Raw genomic sequence first — 19659 nt, forward strand, 5'->3', positions numbered from 1 at the left:
TCAACCCGCCTGAGGAGGCCAGCCGTGCGTCTGATTCTGATTTTCCTGTTGGGATGCCTGTTATCAACCACGTCGCTGGCCGCCCAGTTGCCTGACGAAACGCAACTGAAGCAGGAGCTGCAACAGGCCGAAGCCAACAAGAACACCCCGGCGCAGGCCGATATCGTCAAAGAGTTACAGTCGGCGCTGCGGCTGCTGGACGAACGCCGGGACACCCGCCAGCGTGCCGACCAGTACCAGCGCGCGATTGACGACTTTCCCAAATTGACCCGCGAACTGCGCCAGCAGTTGGATGCCGAAAACGCCAAACCGGCCGCGCCGCCGAAAACGACATCGGTCAACGAGCTGGAACAACAGATTGTCCAGTTCAGCAGCCAGTTGCTGGAGCAAGGCCGCCAGTTGCAGCAGGAACAGGACCGCCAGCGGGAAATCAGCGATTCGCTGGCCCAACTGCCGCAACAGCAAACCGAAGCCAACCGTGCGCTGAGCGAAGTCGAACGGCGTCTGCAGGCGCTGGGCAACCCGACCACCGCGCTCGGACAGGCTCAGTTGGCCGCATTGCAGGCCGAAGCGGCGCTGCGTAAAAGCCGGGTGGAAGAGCTGGAGCTGGCGCAGCTTTCCGCCAGCAACCGTCAGGAACTGTCGCGCCTGCAGGCGGATGTCTACAAAAAGCGGCGCGACCGGCTGGACAATCAACTGCAGCTGTTGCGCAGCACGCTGAACACCTTGCGCCAGCGCGAGGCGGAGCAGGCGCTGGAGCGTACCGAGCAACTGGCGGAACAGGAAGGCCAACTGCCTGCGGCGGTCGCCGGCCTGCTGCAAACCAACCGCGAACTCTCCGTGGCGCTCAACCAGCAGGCGCAGCGCATGGATCAGATCGCCGCCCGTCAGCGCCAGACCGCCGCCCAAACGCTACAGGTACGTCAGGCGCTGAGCACGCTGCGCGAACAGGCGCAGTGGCTCGGCTCGTCGCCGGCGCTGGGGGAAACCCTGCGCGCGCAGGTGGCGCGACTGCCGGAAATGCCCAAGCCTCAACAACTGGACGGCGACATGGCGCAACTGCGCGCCCAGCGTCTGCATTACGAAGACCTGCTCAACAAACTGTCGGCGGCCGGCGAACCCGCCCGGCAGGACGACGGCACCCCGTTAACCGCCGCCCAGCAAAAGATCGTCAACGATCAGCAACGCACCCAGCGCGATCTGCTCACGTCGCTGATTTCCGGTTGCGACACCCAGATTCTGGAACTGACCAAGCTGAAAGTCGCCAGCAGCCAGCTGGAGGACGCGCTGACCGAGATCCGCGATGCGGCGCATCGCTATCTGTTCTGGGTGGCGGATGTCGACCCGATCGGTTTCGCCTACCCGCTCAACCTGCTGCGCGACCTGTCGCGCCTGCTGTCGCTGGATACCTTTACCCAACTTAGCGGCGCGATGCTGATGATGGCGACCAGCCAGAGCACGCTGTTGCCGCTGCTGGGCGCGTTGCTGCTGGTCGGACTCAGCATCAGCTCGCGTCGTCATTATCATGCTTTTCTGGAGCGCGCCAGCAGCCGGGTGGGCAAAGTCACCCTCGACTATTTCATGCTGACGCTGCGTACCGTGTTCTGGTCGGTGATGGTGGCGATGCCGCTGCCGGTGCTGTGGGCCGCGCTCGGTTATGGCCTGCAAAACGCCTGGCCCTACCCGGTGGCGGTGGCGATCGGCGATAGCGTTACCGCCACGGTGCCGCTGATGTGGGTGGTGATGGTCTGCGCCGCGTTTTCCCACCGTCAGGGGCTGTTCATCGTGCATTTCGGCTGGTCGCCGAAACAGGTGGCGCGCGCCATGCGTTACTACCGCCTGTCCATCGGCTTTATCGTGCCGCTGGTAATGGCGCTGATCACCTTTGATAACCTCAACGACCGGGAGTTTTCCAGCACGCTGGGGCGGTTGTGCTTTATTCTGCTGTGTATGGCGCTCAGTCTGGTAACCACCAGCCTGAAACGCGCCGGTATTCCGTTGTATCTGGATAAGGAAGGATCCGGCGAAAACCCGGTGAACCGCGCGATGTGGAATCTGATGATCTGCATCCCGCTGATTGCCGCGCTGGCATCCTGTCTGGGCTACCTGACCACCTCGCAGGCGCTGCTGGCGCGGCTGGAAACCTCGGTCGCCATCTGGTTCTTCCTGCTGGTGATTTATCACATCATTCGCCGCTGGATGTGGATTCAACGCCGCCGCATCGCCTTTGACCGCGCCAGACAGCGCCGGGCGGACATGCTGGCGCAACGCGCCCGCGGCGAGGAAGACACCAACCCGTCGTCGCACGAAGCCGGCGTCGACGTGGTGGAAGAACCGGTGGTGGATCTGGACGCCATCAGCGCCCGCTCGCTGAAACTGGTGCGCTCCATCCTGACGCTGATTGCGCTGGTGTCGGTGATTGCGCTGTGGTCGGAAATCCATTCCGCTTTCGCGTTTATGGAAAATATCAGCCTGTGGGACGTCACCAGCACGGTGAAAGGCGTAGAGAGCATACAGCCGATTACCCTCGGCTCGGTGTTGATCGCGCTGCTGGTGTTTGTCATCACCGCGCAGCTGGTACGCAACCTGCCCGCGCTGCTGGAGCTGGCGGTGCTGCAGCATATCGAGCTGTCGCCCGGCACCGGCTACGCCATTATCACCGTCAGCAAATACCTGCTGATGCTGGTGGGCGGGCTGATGGGGTTCTCGCTGATCGGCATCGAATGGTCAAAATTACAGTGGCTGGTGGCGGCACTTGGCGTGGGGCTGGGGTTCGGCTTACAGGAGATCTTCGCCAACTTCATCTCCGGCCTGATCATTCTGTTCGAAAAACCGATCCGCATCGGCGATACCGTGACCATCCGCGATCTGACCGGCAGCGTGATGCGCATCAATACCCGCGCCACCACGATTTCCGACTGGGACCGCAAAGAGATCATCGTACCCAACAAGGCGTTCATCACCGAGCAGTTCATCAACTGGTCGCTGTCCGATTCGGTCACCCGCGTAGTGCTGACCATCCCGGCGCCCGCCGACGCCAGTACGCAGGAGGTCACCACGCTGCTGCTGGACGCGGTGAAACGCTGCTCGCTGGTGCTGGATAACCCGCCGCCGGAAGTATTTCTGGTGGACCTGCGTCAGGGCATCCAGATTTTCGAACTGCGTATCTTCGCCGCGGAAATGGGCCACCGCATGCCGCTGCGCCACGAACTGCACCAGCTGATTCTGGAAAGCTACCGCGAACACCATCTGGTGATGCCGTTCCCGCCGTTCCAGGTACAGATGGATTCGGTGCAGATCGTCGGGCGTAACGCCGCCACGTCAACCCGCACTGCTGGCGGGCTGTAACCCCTCTGCAAAAAGAAAACCACGGTAAGCGATGGCTTCCGTGGTTTTCAGTCAGACTGAATAATAAAGGAAAAGCGGCGTCAGGCGCGATCCACCGTAAACGCCATCACCTCGCCGATAGACTCGGCATTCAGCGCCATCATCACAAGACGATCAACGCCCAGCGCCACGCCGGAACACGGCGGGATGCCGGCTTCCAGCGCCGCCAGCAGGTTTTCGTCGATCGGCTGCATCGGCAGGCCGCGCGCCGCGCGTTTACGGTTATCCTGCTCGAAACGCTGACGCTGCTCTTTGCTGTCGGTCAGTTCGCAAAAACCGTTAGCCAGTTCGATGCCTTTGTAATAGACCTCGAAACGCTCCGCCACCCGGTGATCCTCGGTGCTGATTTCCGCCAGCGCCGCCTGCGTTGCCGGGAAATGGTAGACAAACGCCGGTTTGTCGCGGCCGATTTGCGGCTCCACGCCAAACGCGAACAGCAGTTGCAGCAGGGTGTCGCGATCCTCTTCCCGGTTGGCGACATCCCCCACGCCGATTTTCTCCGCCGCTTCACGCAGCTGCGCCTTGTCCGCCGACAACGGATCCACTTCCAGATGACGCTGGAACGCCTGCTGATAGGAAAGCATCTCCGCGCTGTCGCACTCCAGCACCTGTTGCAGCAGGTCATCCATTTCGTTCATCAGCCGGTACATGTCATAGTGCGGGCGATACCACTCCAGCATGGTGAACTCAGGGTTGTGATAACGGCCGGATTCTTCGTTGCGGAAACTGCGGCACAGTTGGTAAATCGGCCCGCTGCCCGCCGCCAGCAGGCGTTTCATGTGGTATTCCGGGCTGGTCATCAGATACAGCGCCATGCCATCGGCGGCGCCGGGGCCGACAAAGTGGGTCTGGAACGGGAACAGATGCACATCCGTCACCGTCGCCTGGCTCATGGCCGGCGTTTCCACTTCCAGCACGCCGCGGTCTGAGAAGAAACGCCGGATTTCTTTCATTATCGACGCCCGCTTCAACAGATTGGCGACAGGGGCGCTGGGCTGCCAACTTGCCGTTTCGCTCATGATTTCCACTCCACACTAAAACTGGAGGTGCAGTCTACCCGCATCACCACAGCCAGACAAATTTATCCCGCGAAGGGTTTTTCTCTATTTGGCTTACCTATATTCATAATTACCAGGCGCCGCCTAATCCAGACTCCCGGAGATTCACCCGGCGGCCCTCTTGCTGCAACTCAAATTATTTGGGGTATGAAAGTGCTATTTGCGGATAAATCACATTTTCCGGAATATGTCCGTATAGATATTAAAAAACAGCAAAATGCTGGATCACATCAAATTTCAGTCATCTACAAATCGCTATAATCATTTCCATACAAAAAAAGGGTGATTTAATCTCTCAGTACTGTTTGACCGGATATTTTTTCACTCGATTTAATGTCTTGGAAATTAAAACGGAAAATAAGTGGCTAAACTTAATTTCATATTATTTTCTTAATTTAATTTATTTAACTTAAGTAACTGGAGGCATGCAGTGCAAACCTTTAATGCCGATTTGGCCATTATCGGGGCCGGGGGAGCAGGTTTACGGGCGGCGATCGCCGCAGCAGAAGCAAATCCCCAACTCAAGATTGCGCTGATTTCCAAAGTCTACCCGATGCGCAGCCACACCGTGGCTGCCGAAGGGGGATCGGCGGCAGTCACACAAGATCACGATAGCTTCGACTTCCACTTCCACGACACCGTGGCCGGGGGAGACTGGTTGTGTGAACAGGACGTGGTGGATCACTTCGTGCAGCATTGCCCGCGTGAAATGACCCAGCTTGAACAATGGGGCTGCCCGTGGAGCCGCAAACCGGACGGATCGGTCAACGTGCGCCGCTTCGGCGGGATGAAGATCGAACGCACCTGGTTCGCCGCGGATAAAACCGGCTTCCACATGCTGCACACCCTGTTCCAGACATCGCTGAAATACCCGCAGATTCAGCGCTTCGACGAGCACTTCGTGCTGGATATCCTGGTGGATGACGGGCAGGCCCGTGGGGTCGTCGCCATCAACATGATGGAAGGGTCGCTGATTCAGATTCGCGCCAACGCCATCGTGATGGCTACCGGCGGCGCCGGCCGCGTCTATCGCTACAACACCAACGGCGGCATCGTTACCGGCGACGGTATGGGCATGGCCTTCCGTCACGGCGTACCGCTGCGCGACATGGAATTCGTACAGTACCACCCCACCGGCCTGCCGGGCTCCGGTATCCTGATGACCGAAGGCTGCCGCGGCGAAGGCGGCATCATGGTCAACAAAGACGGCTACCGTTACCTGCAGGACTACGGCCTCGGGCCGGAAACGCCGCTGGGCGAGCCGAAAAACAAATACATGGAGCTGGGTCCGCGCGACAAAGTTTCGCAGGCCTTCTGGCACGAATGGCGCGCCGGACGCACCGTGTCCACCCCGCTGGGCGACGTGGTCTACCTCGACCTGCGTCATCTGGGCGAGAAGAAACTGAAAGAACGCCTGCCGTTCATTTGCGAACTGGCAAAAGCCTACGTCGGCGTCGACCCGGTGAAAGAGCCGATTCCGATTCGCCCCACCGCGCACTACACCATGGGCGGCATCGAAACCGACCAGCAGTGTGAAACCCGTATTCAGGGCCTGTTCGCCGTCGGCGAATGTTCGTCCGTCGGTCTGCACGGCGCCAACCGTCTCGGTTCCAACTCACTGGCGGAACTGGTGGTCTTCGGCCGCGTCGCCGGTGAAAAAGCGGTGGAACGCTCGCAGGCGGCAGCGCCGGCCAACGCCAGCGCGCTGGATGCGCAGGCCAAAGACGTGGAACAGCGCCTGCACGCGTTGATGAAGCAGGAAGGCACCGAAAGCTGGGCCAAAATCCGCGACGAAATGGGGCTGTCGATGGAAGAAGGCTGCGGCATCTACCGCACCACCGACCTGATGCAGAAAACCGTCGACAAACTGGCGGAACTGAAAGAACGCTTCAAGCGCGTGAAGATCACCGACCATTCCAGCGTGTTCAACACCGATCTGCTCTACACCATCGAACTGGGCCACAGCCTGGACGTTGCCGAGTGTATGGCGCATTCCGCCATCAACCGCAAAGAGTCCCGCGGCGCGCACCAGCGTCTGGATGAAGGCTGCACCGAACGCGACGACGTCAATTTCCTGAAGCACACGCTGGCGTTTTATAACCCGGAAGGCGCGCCCCGCCTGGAATACAGTGATGTGAAGATCACCAAGCTGCCGCCGGCGAAACGCGTTTACGGCGCCGAAGCGGAAGCTCAGGAGAAAAACAAGAAGGAGCAAGCGAATGGCTGATATGCAAACCCTGAAAATGGAAGTCATGCGCTATAACCCGGAGCAGGACAACGCCCCGCACTTCGAAACCTACGAGGTGCCGTATACCCGCGAAACCTCGCTGCTGGACGCGCTGGGCTACATCAAGGACAACCTGGCGCCGGACCTGTCCTACCGCTGGTCCTGCCGCATGGCGATTTGCGGCTCCTGCGGCATGATGGTCAACAACGTGCCGAAGCTGGCCTGTAAAACCTTCCTGCGTGAGTACACCGGCGGCATGAAGGTCGAAGCGCTGGGCAACTTCCCGATCGAACGCGATCTGGTGGTGGACATGACCCACTTCATCGAAAGTCTGGAAGCGATTAAGCCGTACATCATCGGCAACAACCGCACGCCGGACCAGGGACCGAACAAGCAGACGCCGGCCCAGATGGCGAAATACCACCAGTTCTCCGGTTGCATCAACTGCGGGCTGTGCTACGCCGCCTGTCCGCAGTTCGGCCTGAATCCGGAGTTCATCGGTCCCGCCGCCATCACGCTGGCGCACCGTTACAACCTGGACAACCGCGACCACGGCAAGAAAGAGCGTATGGCGCAACTGAACAGCGACAACGGCGTCTGGTCCTGTACTTTCGTGGGTTACTGCTCCGAAGTGTGTCCGAAGCACGTCGATCCGGCGGCGGCTATCCAGCAGGGTAAGGTGGAAAGCGCCAAAGACTTCATGATCGCCATGCTGAGACCACAATAAGGGAGGCAACAAATGATCACCAAACGTAAAGCGTATGTCCGTGGCATGACGCCCACCTGGTGGCAGAAGCTCGGTTTCTACCGTTTCTATATGCTGCGCGAAGGCACCGCGGTACCCGCCGTCTGGTTCAGCATCGTGCTGCTGCATGGCGTGTTTTCGCTCAAAGCCGGTCCGGAAGGCTGGAGCCAGTTTGTCAGCTTCCTGCAAAACCCGCTGGTACTGTTGCTCAACATCATCGCCTTGCTGGCGGCGGTGTTGCACACTAAGACCTGGTTCGATCTGGCGCCGAAGGCCAGCATTATCATCGTAAAAGATGAAAAAATGGGGCCGGAGCCGGTGGTTAAAGGGCTGTGGGCGGCCACTGTGGTCATCACGCTGGCGGTGCTGGCCATCGCCTTGCTGTTCTGAACAGGAGGAATCTCGTGATTAATCAACAACCCAAACGTTCCGACGAACCGCCGTTCTGGGGCCTGTTCGGCGCCGGCGGCATGTGGAGCGCCATGTTCGCGCCGGTTATCATCCTGCTGGTGGGCGTTCTGCTGCCGCTTGGTCTGTTCCCGCAGGCGCTGACCTACGATCGCATCGCCGCGTTCAGCCATAGCCTGATCGGCCGCGCGTTCCTGCTGCTGATGATCGTGCTGCCGCTGTGGTGCGGCCTGCACCGTATCCATCACGCCATGCATGACCTGAAAATCCACGTGCCGGCCGGCAAATGGGTGTTCTACGGTCTGGCGGCGATCCTGTCGGTCGTCACTATCATTGGTGTGGTTACGCTGTAAAACCGCCGCCTCGCCATGTCTCACGGCTCGCACTATGCGGGCCGTTTTTTATTGCATCTTCGCTTCCCGCTTCCTACTGTTAAACCATGTTCAAACCAAAAGGCACAGGAAGCCGCGCATGAAGCACTGGCGCTTATTGCTGACATCGTTTATCGCACTGTTTACGACCGCATGCAGTACCACAACGCCACAGGGCGTTCAGATCGTGGACAACTTCGAGCCTTCCCGCTATATGGGAACCTGGTATGAAATCGCCCGACTGGACCACCGTTTCGAGCGTGGTCTGGAGCAGGTCACCGCCACTTACAGCCCGCGCGAGGACGGCGGCATCACCGTGGTTAACCGCGGTTTCGACCCGGTTAAGCGGGTCTGGCGCGAAAGTATCGGTAAGGGCTACTTCACCGGCTCGCCGCAACGCGCCGCGCTGAAAGTGTCGTTCTTCGGCCCGTTTTACGGCGGCTACAACGTGATTGCGCTGGACAGCGACTATCGCTACGCGCTGGTATGCGGCCCAAACCGCGATTATTTGTGGATTCTGTCCCGCACGCCTGAAATCCCTCCGCTCGTCAGGCAGGCGCTGCTGGCGACCGCTCAACGCAATGGATTCCAGACGGACAGCTTAATCTGGGTTAAACCATTCTCTGGGTTAATCCACTCGCCGGTTCAGGGAAATAATCAGGCTGACCGAAACAACACAGGAAATAAATAAAACAGCGTTTTGATATTGTTATTTCCTGCAATAACAGGCCAATTCGTCCGGCTTATTTTCAGCCGGCGATCGCGCCGACTGTTTTTACGAAATATCGTTACGCGATGGGTCAACCCATAATTTTATCGCGGAACATAAAGAATACCGCGCCCAGCAGACACAGCCCGGCCCAAATATAGTCGGTACGGAATGGCTCTTTGAGAATAATTATCGAAAAGGGAATAAAGACTGACAGGCTGATCACTTCCTGCAGAATTTTCAGTTGCCCGGCAGACGCCACCTGATAACCGATACGGTTGGCCGGCACCTGCAACAGGTATTCAAACAGTGCGATCCCCCAACTGACCAACGCCGCCACCATCCAGGTACGGCCGCTGAAATAGCGAAGATGCCCATACCAGGCAAAGGTCATGAATACATTACTGAGGGTCAGCATGAAAACCGTGATAATTAGTGGGGACATAGCACTCTCCTTAACCAAGACGCGGCATTATTACGTCAGGCGGCGCAAAATACCATCAGGCAACGCTCGGCGTGTGTGAGAGAATTTTTCAGGCGGGATATCAAAGGCAAAGCAACGCGTAAACCGCCCGACGGGCAGTTTACGCGCCGGGAAGATTACTTCACGCGGGAGACGTATTCGCCGGAGCGGGTGTCAACCTTGATCACTTCGCCGATCTGCACGAACAACGGCACTTTTACCACGGCGCCGGTGGACAGGGTAGCCGGCTTGCCGCCAGTACCGGCGGTATCGCCTTTCAGGCCTGGATCGGTTTCGGTGATTTCAGCTTCGATAAAGTTCGGCGGCTGAACGGCGATCGGCCGACCGTCCCACAGGGTAACGATACATTCGGCGTTATCCTGCAACCACTTAGCAGAATCACCCACGGTTTTCGCTTCAACCTGATGCTGTTCAAAGGTTTCAGGATGCATGAAATGGAAGAACTCACCGTCGTTATACAGGTAGTTCATGTTGGTATCCATCACGTCAGCGCCTTCAGCCGAGTCGGTAGACTTGAAGGTTTTCTCAACGCGGGACCCCGTCAACAGACGACGCATTTTGACGCGAGCAAAAGCCTGGCCTTTACCCGGTTTCACAAATTCACTGGATTCGATGGCATACGGCTCGCCTTCGAACATGATTTTAAGACCGGAGCGGAAATCGTTGCTAAAATAAGTCGCCATAATGGCCCTCTACATTAATACTGGTACTTAGCCAAAAAAATGGCACACATTGTAACCCTAAATATACCTTCCCGAGAAGATTGGTTGCAGCAACTCACCGACGTTATTACCGATCCTGATGAATTGCTGCGACTTCTGGCGCTGGATAACCATCCGCAACTGACCGCCGGGCGCGATGCCCGCAAACTTTTCCCACTGCGGGTGCCGCGCGCGTTTGCCGCGCGCATGCGGCCCGGCGACGCGCGCGATCCGCTGTTGTTGCAGGTGCTGACCGCGCAGGACGAGTTCATCACCACCCCCGGCTTCAGCCACGACCCGCTGGACGAACAGCACAGCGTGGTGCCCGGACTGCTGCACAAATACCGCAATCGCGCGCTGCTGCTGGTGAAAGGCGGGTGTGCGGTCAACTGCCGTTACTGCTTCCGCCGCCATTTTCCCTACCAGGATAATCAGGGCAACAAAGCCAACTGGCGCCAGGCGCTGGAGTATATCCGCCGGCACCCGCAACTGGACGAAATCATCTTTTCCGGCGGCGATCCGCTGATGGCCAAGGATCACGAACTGGACTGGCTGCTGACCGAACTGGAACAGATTCCCCACCTGAAACGGTTACGCATCCACACCCGCCTGCCGGTGGTGATTCCGGCGCGCATCACCCACGAACTCTGCCAGCGGCTGGCGCGCTCGTCGCTGCGCGTGGTGCTGGTGACCCACATCAACCACGCCAACGAAATCGACGCGGAATTCACCGACAGTATGGCACGTTTGCGCCGGGCGGGCGTGACGCTGCTCAATCAAAGCGTACTGCTGCGCAGCGTCAACGATAACGCCGACACGCTGGCGGCACTCAGCAACGCGTTGTTCGACGCCGGTATTTTGCCCTATTACCTGCATGTGCTGGATAAAGTACAGGGCGCGGCGCACTTTTTGGTGCCGGACGACGAAGCGCGAACCTTGATCAGGGAATTGATGACGCGGGTATCAGGCTATCTGGTGCCGAGCCTGACGCGGGAAATCGGCGGCGAAGCCAGCAAGACGCTGCTGGATATCGGTATGCCGCAACAACAGGAAAATCAGAACTGAGACACCGCCAGCGTCACGCGACGCTGGCGGCCTTCGACATCAGGGGCACTTATAAACCTGACCCTGCATCTTGCTGTCCAGCGGCGCGAAGCTGGACAGGAACGTCTGGCTCGGCGTAGTCGCGCCGTAAATCACGTTGCCGCCCATCTCCGCCGCCCTGTTGCGCAGGTCATTCGCCGCGCCGCGCATTGAGCTGCCTTCATCACCGCCGCCCGACAACCAGTTGGATTGCGTGCCAGTAATATTGCCCAACAACTGGCATTGCGCCGCTGGTTTACTGTCGGTAAAACGCACCGCCTGACCGGCAGCACTGAGTTCGTTGGTGGTGCTGCATCCCGCCAGCAAGGCGACAGCAGCCAATCCCATCAGAATACGAGTCCGCATGCTTCTCTCCGTGATAGTCGATACACTGGTCGAAGCCGGGCTACCCCGACCCGACAATCGAAAACTTATGCCAAAACAGGCTCATGTTACCACCATCGGGGTGGCAATTACCGGATAAACGACAACAATTTCTGTTGCCATGACTGTGATCACGCCCGGCTTCACATCGGCGGGCACAGCATTGTCGCGCTCTGCCTCGGGGCATTCGTTGCAACCGAGGCTTTTCCCTTCACCAACAGGATATATCGCATGAAAAGGACGTATCAGCTATTTCGCCAGATATCACTTGCCGCCTGTCTGATGACCGCCACAATCAGCCAGGTCGGCGCCCATACCGTGTCACCAGTCACTCCCAACGCGATGGCGACGACCCGCGCCATCTACAACTGGATGGCGCACCTGCCGAATCGCAGCGATTCCCGCCTGCTCTCCGGCGCATTTGGCGGCTACGCCAATATCGGCGGCGATGACGCCTTCTCGCTAGCCGAAGCGGAGAACATCGCCGCCCGTACCGGTCAGTATCCGGCCATCTACGCCTGCGACTACGCGCGCGGCTGGGACCGAACCTCCGCGGGTAACGAGGCGGATCTGGTGGATTACAGCTGCAACAGCACACTGATCGATTACTGGAAAAAAGGCGGTCTGGTGCAAATCAGCCATCATCTGCCCAACCCGGTATTTGCCGGCAACGATCCCGGCACCGGCGAAGGCGGGCTGAAAAAAGCGGTCAGCAACGAGCAACTGGCCGCTGTGCTGCAATCAGGAACGCCGGAGCGCACCCGTTGGTTGGCTATTCTGGACAAGGTGGCGGCCGGGCTCATGCAGTTGCAACAGCAAGGCGTGGTAGTGCTGTACCGCCCGCTGCATGAAATGAACGGCGAGTGGTTCTGGTGGGGCGCCACCGGCTACAACACCCATGACACCACGCGTATGAACCTGTATATCCGTCTGTACCGCGACATCTACACCTATTTCACCCGGACCAAAGGGCTGAACAACCTGCTGTGGGTGTACGCGCCGGACGCCAACCGCCAGGACAAGACCGGGTTCTACCCCGGCGACGCTTACGTGGATATCGCCGGGCTGGATATGTATCTGGACAACCCGGCCAATCTCAGCGGTTACGACGAGATGTTGCGGTTGAACAAGCCGTTCGCCTTAACCGAGGTCGGCCCGTCCACCACCAACCAGCAGTTTGATTACGCCCGTCTGGTCAGCATCATCAAAAGCAATTTCCCTAAAACCGTCTACTTCCTGCCCTGGAATAACGTCTGGAGTCCGGTGAAAAATCTGAATGCCTCCGCCGCCTACAACGACAGTAGCGTCGTCAACCGGGGCGGCATCTGGAACGGCAGCCAGTTGACGCCGATCGTTGAAGCCAACTGATGCTATAAAAAACCAATGCCATAAAAAACAGGCCCCGAAATCGGGGCCTGTTTTTATTGAGCGCCTGCGCCGTCATTACGCACGCCACTGTTTGAAGCGGTTGATCAGCCCGTTGGTAGAACTGTCGTGGCTGCTGACGGCGCTGTCATCCTGCAGTTCCGGCAGGATACGGTTAGCCAGCTGTTTGCCCAGCTCCACGCCCCACTGGTCGAAAGTGAAGATGTTCAGGATCGCGCCCTGGGTGAAGATCTTGTGCTCGTAAAGCGCGATCAGCGCCCCCAGGCTGTACGGGGTGATTTCCCGCAGCAGGATGGAGTTGGTCGGACGGTTGCCTTCAAACACTTTGAACGGCGCCACGTGCTCGACGTCTTTGGCGGATTTGCCGGCCGCCGCAAACTCCGCTTCCACCACCTCGCGGGATTTACCGAACGCCAGCGCCTCGGTCTGAGCGAAGAAGTTCGACAGCAGCTTGTTGTGGTGGTCGCTCAGTGCGTTATGGGTGAGCGCCGGCGCGATGAAGTCGCACGGCACCAGCTTGGTGCCCTGATGGATCAACTGGTAAAACGCGTGCTGACCGTTGGTGCCCGGTTCGCCCCAGATGATCGGTCCGGTCTGGTAATCCACCGGGTTGCCGTTGCGATCGACGTACTTACCGTTGGACTCCATGTTGCCCTGCTGGAAGTAGGCCGCAAAGCGATGCATGTACTGATCGTACGGCAGAATCGCTTCAGTTTCCGCGCCAAAAAAGTTGTTGTACCAGATGCCGATCAGCGCCAACAGCACCGGCAGGTTTTTCTCGGCCGGGGTGGTGGCGAAATGCTGGTCCATGGCGTGCGCGCCGCTCAGCAGCTGTTCGAAGTTGTCGAAGCCGATGGACAGCACGATCGACAGGCCGATGGCGGACCACAGCGAATAACGGCCGCCGACCCAGTCCCAGAATTCGAACATGTTGTCGGTGTCGATACCGAATTCGCCGACGGCTTTGGCGTTGGTGGACAGCGCCGCGAAGTGCTTGGCGACATGTTTTTCATCGCCGGCAGCCTTCAGGAACCAGTCGCGCGCGCTGTGGGCGTTGGTCATGGTTTCCTGCGTGGTGAACGTCTTGGAGGCCACCAGGAACAGCGTGGTTTCCGGGTTGACGCGTTTGAGGGTTTCGGCGATGTGGGTGCCGTCAACGTTGGAAACGAAGTGCATATTAAGGTGATTTTTATACGGGCGCAGCGCCTCGGTCACCATGAACGGCCCCAGGTCGGACCCGCCGATACCAATGTTCACCACGTCGGTGATCGCCTTGCCGGTATAGCCTTTCCACTCGCCGCCGATCACGCGTTCGCTGAACTGCTTCATCTTTTGCAGCACGGCGTTCACTTCCGGCATCACATCCTTGCCGTCGACCACGATCGGCGTGTTGCTACGGTTGCGCAACGCGACATGCAGTACGGCGCGCGCTTCGGTGCGGTTGATCTTCTCGCCGGAAAACATCGACTTGATGGCAGCGGACAGATCGGTTTCACGCGCCAGCGCCTGCAGTTTTTCCAGCGTGTCGGCGGTGATGCGGTTCTTGGAATAATCCACCAGCATCAGGTCGCCGAACGTGGCGGAAAAGTGAGAGAAACGCTCGGGATCCTGCGCGAACAGATCGCTGATCTGCACCTCTTTCATCGCGGCAAAATGCTGCTGCAATGCCTGCCAGGCGGCAGTCTGCGTCGGGTTGATATTTTTCATCACACTACTCTTCGGTTTGAGAACAAGTCGGTTTGAGAACAAATAGGTTTGAAAACAAGTCGGTCGCCGGGCGGGAAATCCTGCCCGCTTTTTCCCGATTGTATCCCTTAACGCCGTGCGGGGAAGCCCTTTTCTTGCGAAATGCCGCGCCCCGGTCCAATGTTGATTGACAGCCGCCGCGTTACCCGCTATTTGTAAAAGCCTACTTGCGCACCCGTTGCGCAAGCCAGAAGAGGAGCGCCGCCCAGGCAAGGTATCGGAGGAACCGTATCCGACGAAGATACCTGAGGGGGAGCAGCGCCGAGGCAGACGTAACGTACGGTGTTTACGCTGTCGACCGCAGGGGCTGAATCCCCTGGGTTGTCACCCGCATCGCTCCGCAAGGCGGAACGATCAGCAAGGTGGAGCGCTTCTGGGTGTGCCGTAGCCAGTTCCTACGCTTGCCCCCTGCTTACCGCTCTTCCCTTGTGCCAAGGCTTAACGATGGAATGCTGTTGTCGACGATGACAATGACGCCCCTGACACGAGGTTTTTGAATGTCCGCTAACACTGAGAACTCACTGATTATCGCCAAATTCGGCGGCACCAGCGTCGCTGATTTCGACGCCATGAACCGCAGCGCCGACATCGTGCTGTCCGACTCGCAGGTCCGGGTGGTGGTGCTGTCCGCCTCCGCCGGCGTGACCAACCTGCTGGTGGCGCTGGCGGAAGGTTTGCCGCCGGTCGAACGCGCCGAACATCTGGAAAAAATCCGCCAGATCCAACACGCCATTCTCAACCGGCTGGGCCAGCCGGCCGTCATCCGTGAAGAGATCGACCGCATGCTGGACAACGTGGCCCGCCTGTCGGAGGCGGCGGCGCTGGCGACGTCCAACGCCCTGACCGATGAGCTGGTCAGCCACGGCGAACTGATGTCCACCCTGCTGTTTGTGGAAATTTTGCGCGAGCGCAACGTCGCCGCCGAATGGTTCGACGTGCGTAAAATCATGCGCACCAACGACCGCTTCGGCCGCGCCGAACCAGACTGCGACGCGCTGGGCGAACTGACCCGCAGCCAGCTTGCGCCGCGTCTGGCGCAGGGGCTAGTCATCACCCAGGGCTTCATCGGCAGCGAAGCCAAAGGCCGCACCACCACGCTGGGCCGCGGCGGTAGCGATTACACCGCCGCCCTGCTGGGCGAAGCGCTGAACGCCGGCCGCATCGACATCTGGACCGACGTTCCCGGCATCTACACCACCGACCCGCGCGTGGTGCCGTCCGCACACCGCATCGACCAGATTACCTTTGAAGAAGCGGCCGAAATGGCGACTTTCGGCGCCAAGGTGCTGCACCCGGCCACGCTGCTGCCCGCCGTGCGCAGCGACATTCCGGTGTTCGTCGGCTCCAGCAAAGACCCGGCGGCCGGCGGCACGTTGGTGTGCAACAAGACCGACAATCCGCCGCTGTTCCGCGCGCTGGCGCTGCGCCGTAAGCAGACGCTGCTGACCCTGCACAGCCTCAACATGCTGCACGCGCGCGGTTTTCTGGCGGAAGTGTTCAGCATTCTGGCCCGCCACAATATTTCGGTGGACCTGATCACCACCTCTGAAGTCAACGTGGCGCTGACGCTGGACACCACCGGCTCTACCTCGACCGGCGACAGCCTGCTGTCCAGCGCGCTGCTGACCGAACTGTCCTCGCTGTGCCGGGTGGAAGTGGAAGAGAACATGTCGCTGGTGGCGCTGATCGGCAACAAGCTGTCGCAAGCCTGCGGCGTCGGTAAAGAGGTGTTCGGGGTGCTGGAACCATTCAACATCCGCCTCATCTGTTACGGCGCCAGCAGCCATAACCTGTGCTTCCTGGTGCCGTCCAGCGATGCCGAACAGGTGGTCCAGACGCTGCACCGCAATCTGTTCGAATAACGCGAGATAAATGGCCGCAAGCCATCACGGCAGGCAAATCCGAAACCCCAGACGGGTTTCGGATTTTTTTATGCCTGCGGTCCACCAGCGCCGCCGCCTCCATGATCCCAGCCAATAAAAAAGGATAAACGACAGAGCCTGCCGCAGCGGAAAACACGATGTTTAAACATCAAGGCGGGATGGAAAAGGGAGCGCGGTGAACGCATGGCAAATCCTCGTGAAATTGTAGAGCTCAGTCATCACATACGAAAAATCGCCAATAACAAGATTGCCGATATCGACCACATCAACCGAGAAACCACATTTCTTGCCCTGAATGCCTTGATTGAGGCGGCACGCGCCGGAGAGGCGGGAAGAGGATTTGCGGTGGTCGCCAGCCAGGTTAAACACGTAGCGTCGCTGATTAACCAAATCACCACCGACCTCAATCAGGAACTGGCGGGACCGCTGTCAAAGCTGACAGAACTGGGCGACAACATGATTTCCCGGCTGCACGAGCATGAAAGCGGGCGCCACGTCGATCAGGCGCTGAACATGATCGACATTATCGATCGCAACCTGTACGAGCGCTCCTGCGACGTGCGCTGGTGGGCGACGGACACCGCGGTGGTCGCCTGCGCCGCTCATCCGGGGCAGGCCGAAAAGCAGTACGCTTCGCATCGGCTATCGGTCATTCTGTCGAGCTATACCGTTTATCTGGACCTGTGGATTACCGACCTGAACGGTACGGTGCTGGCGAACGGACGCGGGCAGGATTACGACGTCACCGGCCGCAACGTCTCCGACCTGCCTATTTTCCGGCAGGCGAAAGCGACGAAAAACGGCACGGACTATGTGGCGGCGGATATCCAGAAAATCGCGCTGCTACGTAATGCGGCGGTAGCGACCTACGCCACGGCGATTCGTGAGAACGGCGACGAGCATGGCCGCCCGGTTGGCGTATTGCTGATTTTCTTCGACTGGGCGCCGCAGGCCACGACGGTGGTTCGAAATGTGCGCCTGACGGCTCAGGAGTGGCGGCATACGCGCTGTCTGATTGTGGATTCCGCGTCGCGCGTCATCGCCAGTTCCGATGACGCGACCCCGCTGGGAGAACACTTTCCGTTACGGACTGAAGGAAAGGCGGCCGGGTACTATAAAACCGACGGCCGAACCCTGTCTTTCGCGCTGACGCCGGGTTACGAAAGCTATCAGGGCCTGGGCTGGTACGGCGTGATCGAACAGCGAACGGACATGTAGGCATGGACCGCCGGGCAGCAGCGAAACACATCGCCGCCGCCCGGCTCTTAGCATGGCTTACATGGAAACCGAGGACTCTTCCCGCCCTTCGTCCTCTTCTTCCGTCACCATCAGCACGTTGTAGGCGACCGCGCAAAACAACGAATTCAGTCGGTTCATATCGCCCAGCAACCCGAGATGCAGCGAACTGGTTTCCAGACTCTGCACATTCTGATGATGTAACCTGTCGACATGCGCGTGGGAGTAGCGCCGGTTCAGAATACGAAAACGGTGTTTGGCGCGGCGCAGCCGTCTGGCGCTGGTCACATCCGACGACAGGAACACCGACATCCCCAGTCGCAGGTTGTTCAACAATTGTTCGTACAACGCATTAAGCTCGTCGCGCCCGGCGGTCGAAAAACCGCGCAGCCCATCTGGCGCATGCGCGTCAAGATCGCAAACCACCCGCTCGATGATATCGCCGGCCTGTTCCAGATTGAGCGCCATCTCAATCACCTCCGCCCAGCGCCGGGAATCACGTTCATGCAACCCGGCCTTTTCAATCTGCGCCAGATAGAGCTTGATGGCGTTGTAGAGCACGTCCACGTCGTCATCCAGTCTACGGATCTCTCGCACCTGCTGGCGGTCGCCCCGCAGCGCGCCCTGAAACATTTTCAGCATCTGCTCGATCACATCGCCGATGCGCAGCGTCTCCCGCGCCGCGTTAGCCAGCGCCAGCGTCGGTGTATCCAACGCGCTGACATCCAGATGGCGGGGTCGCAACCGCGGATCGAGATCCGGTTCAACCCGCACCAGATTGCCGCACAGCTCCGCCATTCGTCCGGCAAATGGCAACAACAGCAGACAGCGCGCCAGGTTGTAAAACAGGTGGAAATAAATCACCCGTTCCTCATCCGGCAACGGCACCGCCTCCATCCAATCCGCCAGATAACCGATCGCCGGCAGCGCCGGCATACAGCCAATCAGTTTGAAGAACATGCTCCCCAGCGCCACCTGCCGCGCCGCCGGGCCTTGTGCGCTGGCGTTCGCCAGCGCCAGAATGCCGCTGCCCAGATTGGCGCCGATCACCAGACACAACGCCACATCCAGGGAAATCACATGGCTGGCGGTCAGGGTGGCGGTCAGCAGCACCGCCGCCAGGCTGGAATAACTCACAATGGCGAACACCGCCCCAACCAGCGCATCCAGCATCACATCGCCAGTCAGCGAGGAAAACAGCACCTTAACCCCGGCGGTCTGGGTGATCGGCGTCGCCGATTCCACAATCAATTCCAGCGCCAGCAGAATCAGCCCCAGACCGATGGCAATCCGCCCCAACTGTCCGACTCGGGTCTGCTTGCAACTGAGGAAAAAGATAACCCCGAGGAAAATCAGTAACGGCGACAGCCAGGAGAGATCAAACGTCAGGACTCGCACCATCAGCGCGGTGCCGACATCCGCACCCAGAATAATCACCAGCGCCGGCGCCAGCGCAATCAACCCTTGCGAGACAAAAGAGATCGTGAGCAGCGCGGTGGCATTGCTGCTCTGCACCAGCGCGGTCACACCGATGCCGGCGAGAAAGGCCAGCGGCTTACGGCTTACGCTATCGCTGATCGTTCGCCGCAGACGGGCGCCGTACACCCGCATAATCCCGGTACGAACAATATGCGTCCCCCAGACCAGCAGCGCGATGGCGGACAATAAATGCAGCAGCGTCAACACGGAACTGGGCCTCCCTTAGTCAAAATAGTTATGGAAAAAAATGGCATTCCCGCCCACAAGCCCGGTGTACTCCCCACTTGCGCCCGGTCTTAATTCTGACATCTTACTGACATCTTATCCGTTCTTGAGTGGGTCAACGGGTGTAAATAAGCGTAATTTTTTTAA

General features: G+C 59.1%; 16 protein-coding genes and 1 riboswitch. Of the genes, 10 read left to right on the top strand and 6 right to left on the bottom strand.

Annotation, left to right across the window (positions count from 1 at the left end; all coding sequences use genetic code 11):
• Window positions 1–24 precede the first annotated feature (24 nt).
• Window positions 25–3348 carry a miniconductance mechanosensitive channel MscM gene (gene mscM, locus DXXMK7_RS18795; RefSeq protein ID WP_038920370.1) on the top strand — a complete coding sequence of 1108 codons (3324 nt, stop codon included), beginning with the start codon at window positions 25–27 and terminating at the stop codon, window positions 3346–3348.
• Window positions 3349–3428: 80 nt separating this feature from the next.
• On the opposite strand, the gene epmA is transcribed toward mscM, so the two are convergent.
• A complete protein-coding gene (gene epmA, locus DXXMK7_RS18800) occupies window positions 3429–4406 on the bottom strand; it encodes an elongation factor P--(R)-beta-lysine ligase (protein ID WP_038665188.1) in 978 nt (325 codons plus the stop codon).
• Window positions 4407–4875: 469 nt separating this feature from the next.
• Between epmA and frdA the strand changes: the two genes are divergently transcribed.
• The 5 genes from frdA (at window position 4876) to blc (ending at window position 8887) form a co-directional block, all read left to right on the top strand.
• Entirely contained in the window at window positions 4876–6672 is a 1797-nt protein-coding gene (gene frdA, locus DXXMK7_RS18805) for a fumarate reductase (quinol) flavoprotein subunit (RefSeq protein ID WP_038665185.1), read from the top strand.
• Window positions 6665–7399 carry a succinate dehydrogenase/fumarate reductase iron-sulfur subunit gene (locus DXXMK7_RS18810; protein WP_038665183.1) on the top strand — a complete coding sequence of 245 codons (735 nt, stop codon included), beginning with the start codon at window positions 6665–6667 and terminating at the stop codon, window positions 7397–7399. Before frdA ends, DXXMK7_RS18810 begins: the two co-directional genes overlap by 8 nt.
• 12 nt (window positions 7400–7411) lie before the next feature.
• On the top strand, window positions 7412–7807 hold the full coding sequence (gene frdC / locus DXXMK7_RS18815) for a fumarate reductase subunit FrdC (RefSeq protein ID WP_038920371.1): 396 nt from the start codon (window positions 7412–7414) through the stop codon (window positions 7805–7807).
• Between the two features lie 14 nt (window positions 7808–7821).
• Window positions 7822–8178 (top strand): fumarate reductase subunit FrdD, encoded by a 357-nt coding sequence (frdD, locus tag DXXMK7_RS18820; protein WP_038665177.1) that lies wholly within the window; start codon window positions 7822–7824, stop codon window positions 8176–8178.
• Window positions 8179–8296: 118 nt separating this feature from the next.
• Window positions 8297–8887 carry an outer membrane lipoprotein Blc gene (blc, locus tag DXXMK7_RS18825; protein ID WP_038920372.1) on the top strand — a complete coding sequence of 197 codons (591 nt, stop codon included), beginning with the start codon at window positions 8297–8299 and terminating at the stop codon, window positions 8885–8887.
• 109 nt (window positions 8888–8996) lie between these two features.
• On the opposite strand, the gene DXXMK7_RS18830 is transcribed toward blc, so the two are convergent.
• Together DXXMK7_RS18830 and efp are read right to left on the bottom strand one after the other, a co-directional pair.
• Window positions 8997–9350, bottom strand: coding sequence for a DMT family protein (locus DXXMK7_RS18830; protein ID WP_022635071.1), 354 nt, complete (start codon window positions 9348–9350; stop codon window positions 8997–8999).
• A gap of 155 nt (window positions 9351–9505) precedes the next feature.
• The gene (efp, locus tag DXXMK7_RS18835; RefSeq protein WP_012768149.1) at window positions 9506–10072 is read right to left on the bottom strand and encodes an elongation factor P; all 567 of its coding nucleotides are present in this window, start codon (window positions 10070–10072) and stop codon (window positions 9506–9508) included.
• Window positions 10073–10111: 39 nt separating this feature from the next.
• Between efp and epmB the strand changes: the two genes are divergently transcribed.
• The gene (gene epmB / locus DXXMK7_RS18840; RefSeq protein WP_038920373.1) at window positions 10112–11155 is read left to right on the top strand and encodes an EF-P beta-lysylation protein EpmB; all 1044 of its coding nucleotides are present in this window, start codon (window positions 10112–10114) and stop codon (window positions 11153–11155) included.
• Between the two features lie 39 nt (window positions 11156–11194).
• Here the strand turns inward: epmB and DXXMK7_RS18845 are convergent, their stop codons facing one another.
• On the bottom strand, window positions 11195–11539 hold the full coding sequence (locus DXXMK7_RS18845; protein WP_038920375.1) for a DUF4156 domain-containing protein: 345 nt from the start codon (window positions 11537–11539) through the stop codon (window positions 11195–11197).
• A gap of 249 nt (window positions 11540–11788) precedes the next feature.
• On the opposite strand from DXXMK7_RS18845, the gene DXXMK7_RS18850 reads away from it, so the two are divergent.
• Entirely contained in the window at window positions 11789–12925 is a 1137-nt protein-coding gene (locus tag DXXMK7_RS18850) for a glycosyl hydrolase (protein ID WP_038920376.1), read from the top strand.
• Between the two features lie 75 nt (window positions 12926–13000).
• On the opposite strand, the gene pgi is transcribed toward DXXMK7_RS18850, so the two are convergent.
• Window positions 13001–14650 (bottom strand): glucose-6-phosphate isomerase, encoded by a 1650-nt coding sequence (gene pgi, locus DXXMK7_RS18855; RefSeq protein ID WP_038920377.1) that lies wholly within the window; start codon window positions 14648–14650, stop codon window positions 13001–13003.
• Window positions 14651–14872: 222 nt separating this feature from the next.
• Window positions 14873–15070, top strand: a riboswitch (Lysine riboswitch).
• A gap of 116 nt (window positions 15071–15186) precedes the next feature.
• Between pgi and lysC the strand changes: the two genes are divergently transcribed.
• Window positions 15187–16551: a lysine-sensitive aspartokinase 3 gene (lysC, locus tag DXXMK7_RS18860; protein WP_038920379.1), complete on the top strand. Its 1365-nt coding sequence runs from the start codon at window positions 15187–15189 to the stop codon at window positions 16549–16551.
• Window positions 16552–16755: 204 nt separating this feature from the next.
• A complete protein-coding gene (locus DXXMK7_RS23215) occupies window positions 16756–17790 on the top strand; it encodes a methyl-accepting chemotaxis protein (protein ID WP_038920380.1) in 1035 nt (344 codons plus the stop codon).
• Between the two features lie 57 nt (window positions 17791–17847).
• Here DXXMK7_RS23215 and DXXMK7_RS18870 read toward each other — a convergent pair whose 3' ends face one another.
• Window positions 17848–19494: a Na/Pi cotransporter family protein gene (locus DXXMK7_RS18870; protein WP_038920381.1), complete on the bottom strand. Its 1647-nt coding sequence runs from the start codon at window positions 19492–19494 to the stop codon at window positions 17848–17850.
• Window positions 19495–19659 lie beyond the last annotated feature (165 nt).

Origin of the sequence: Dickeya sp. MK7, assembly GCF_000406305.1 — a bacterium.
Lineage (GTDB): Bacteria > Pseudomonadota > Gammaproteobacteria > Enterobacterales > Enterobacteriaceae > Dickeya > Dickeya fangzhongdai.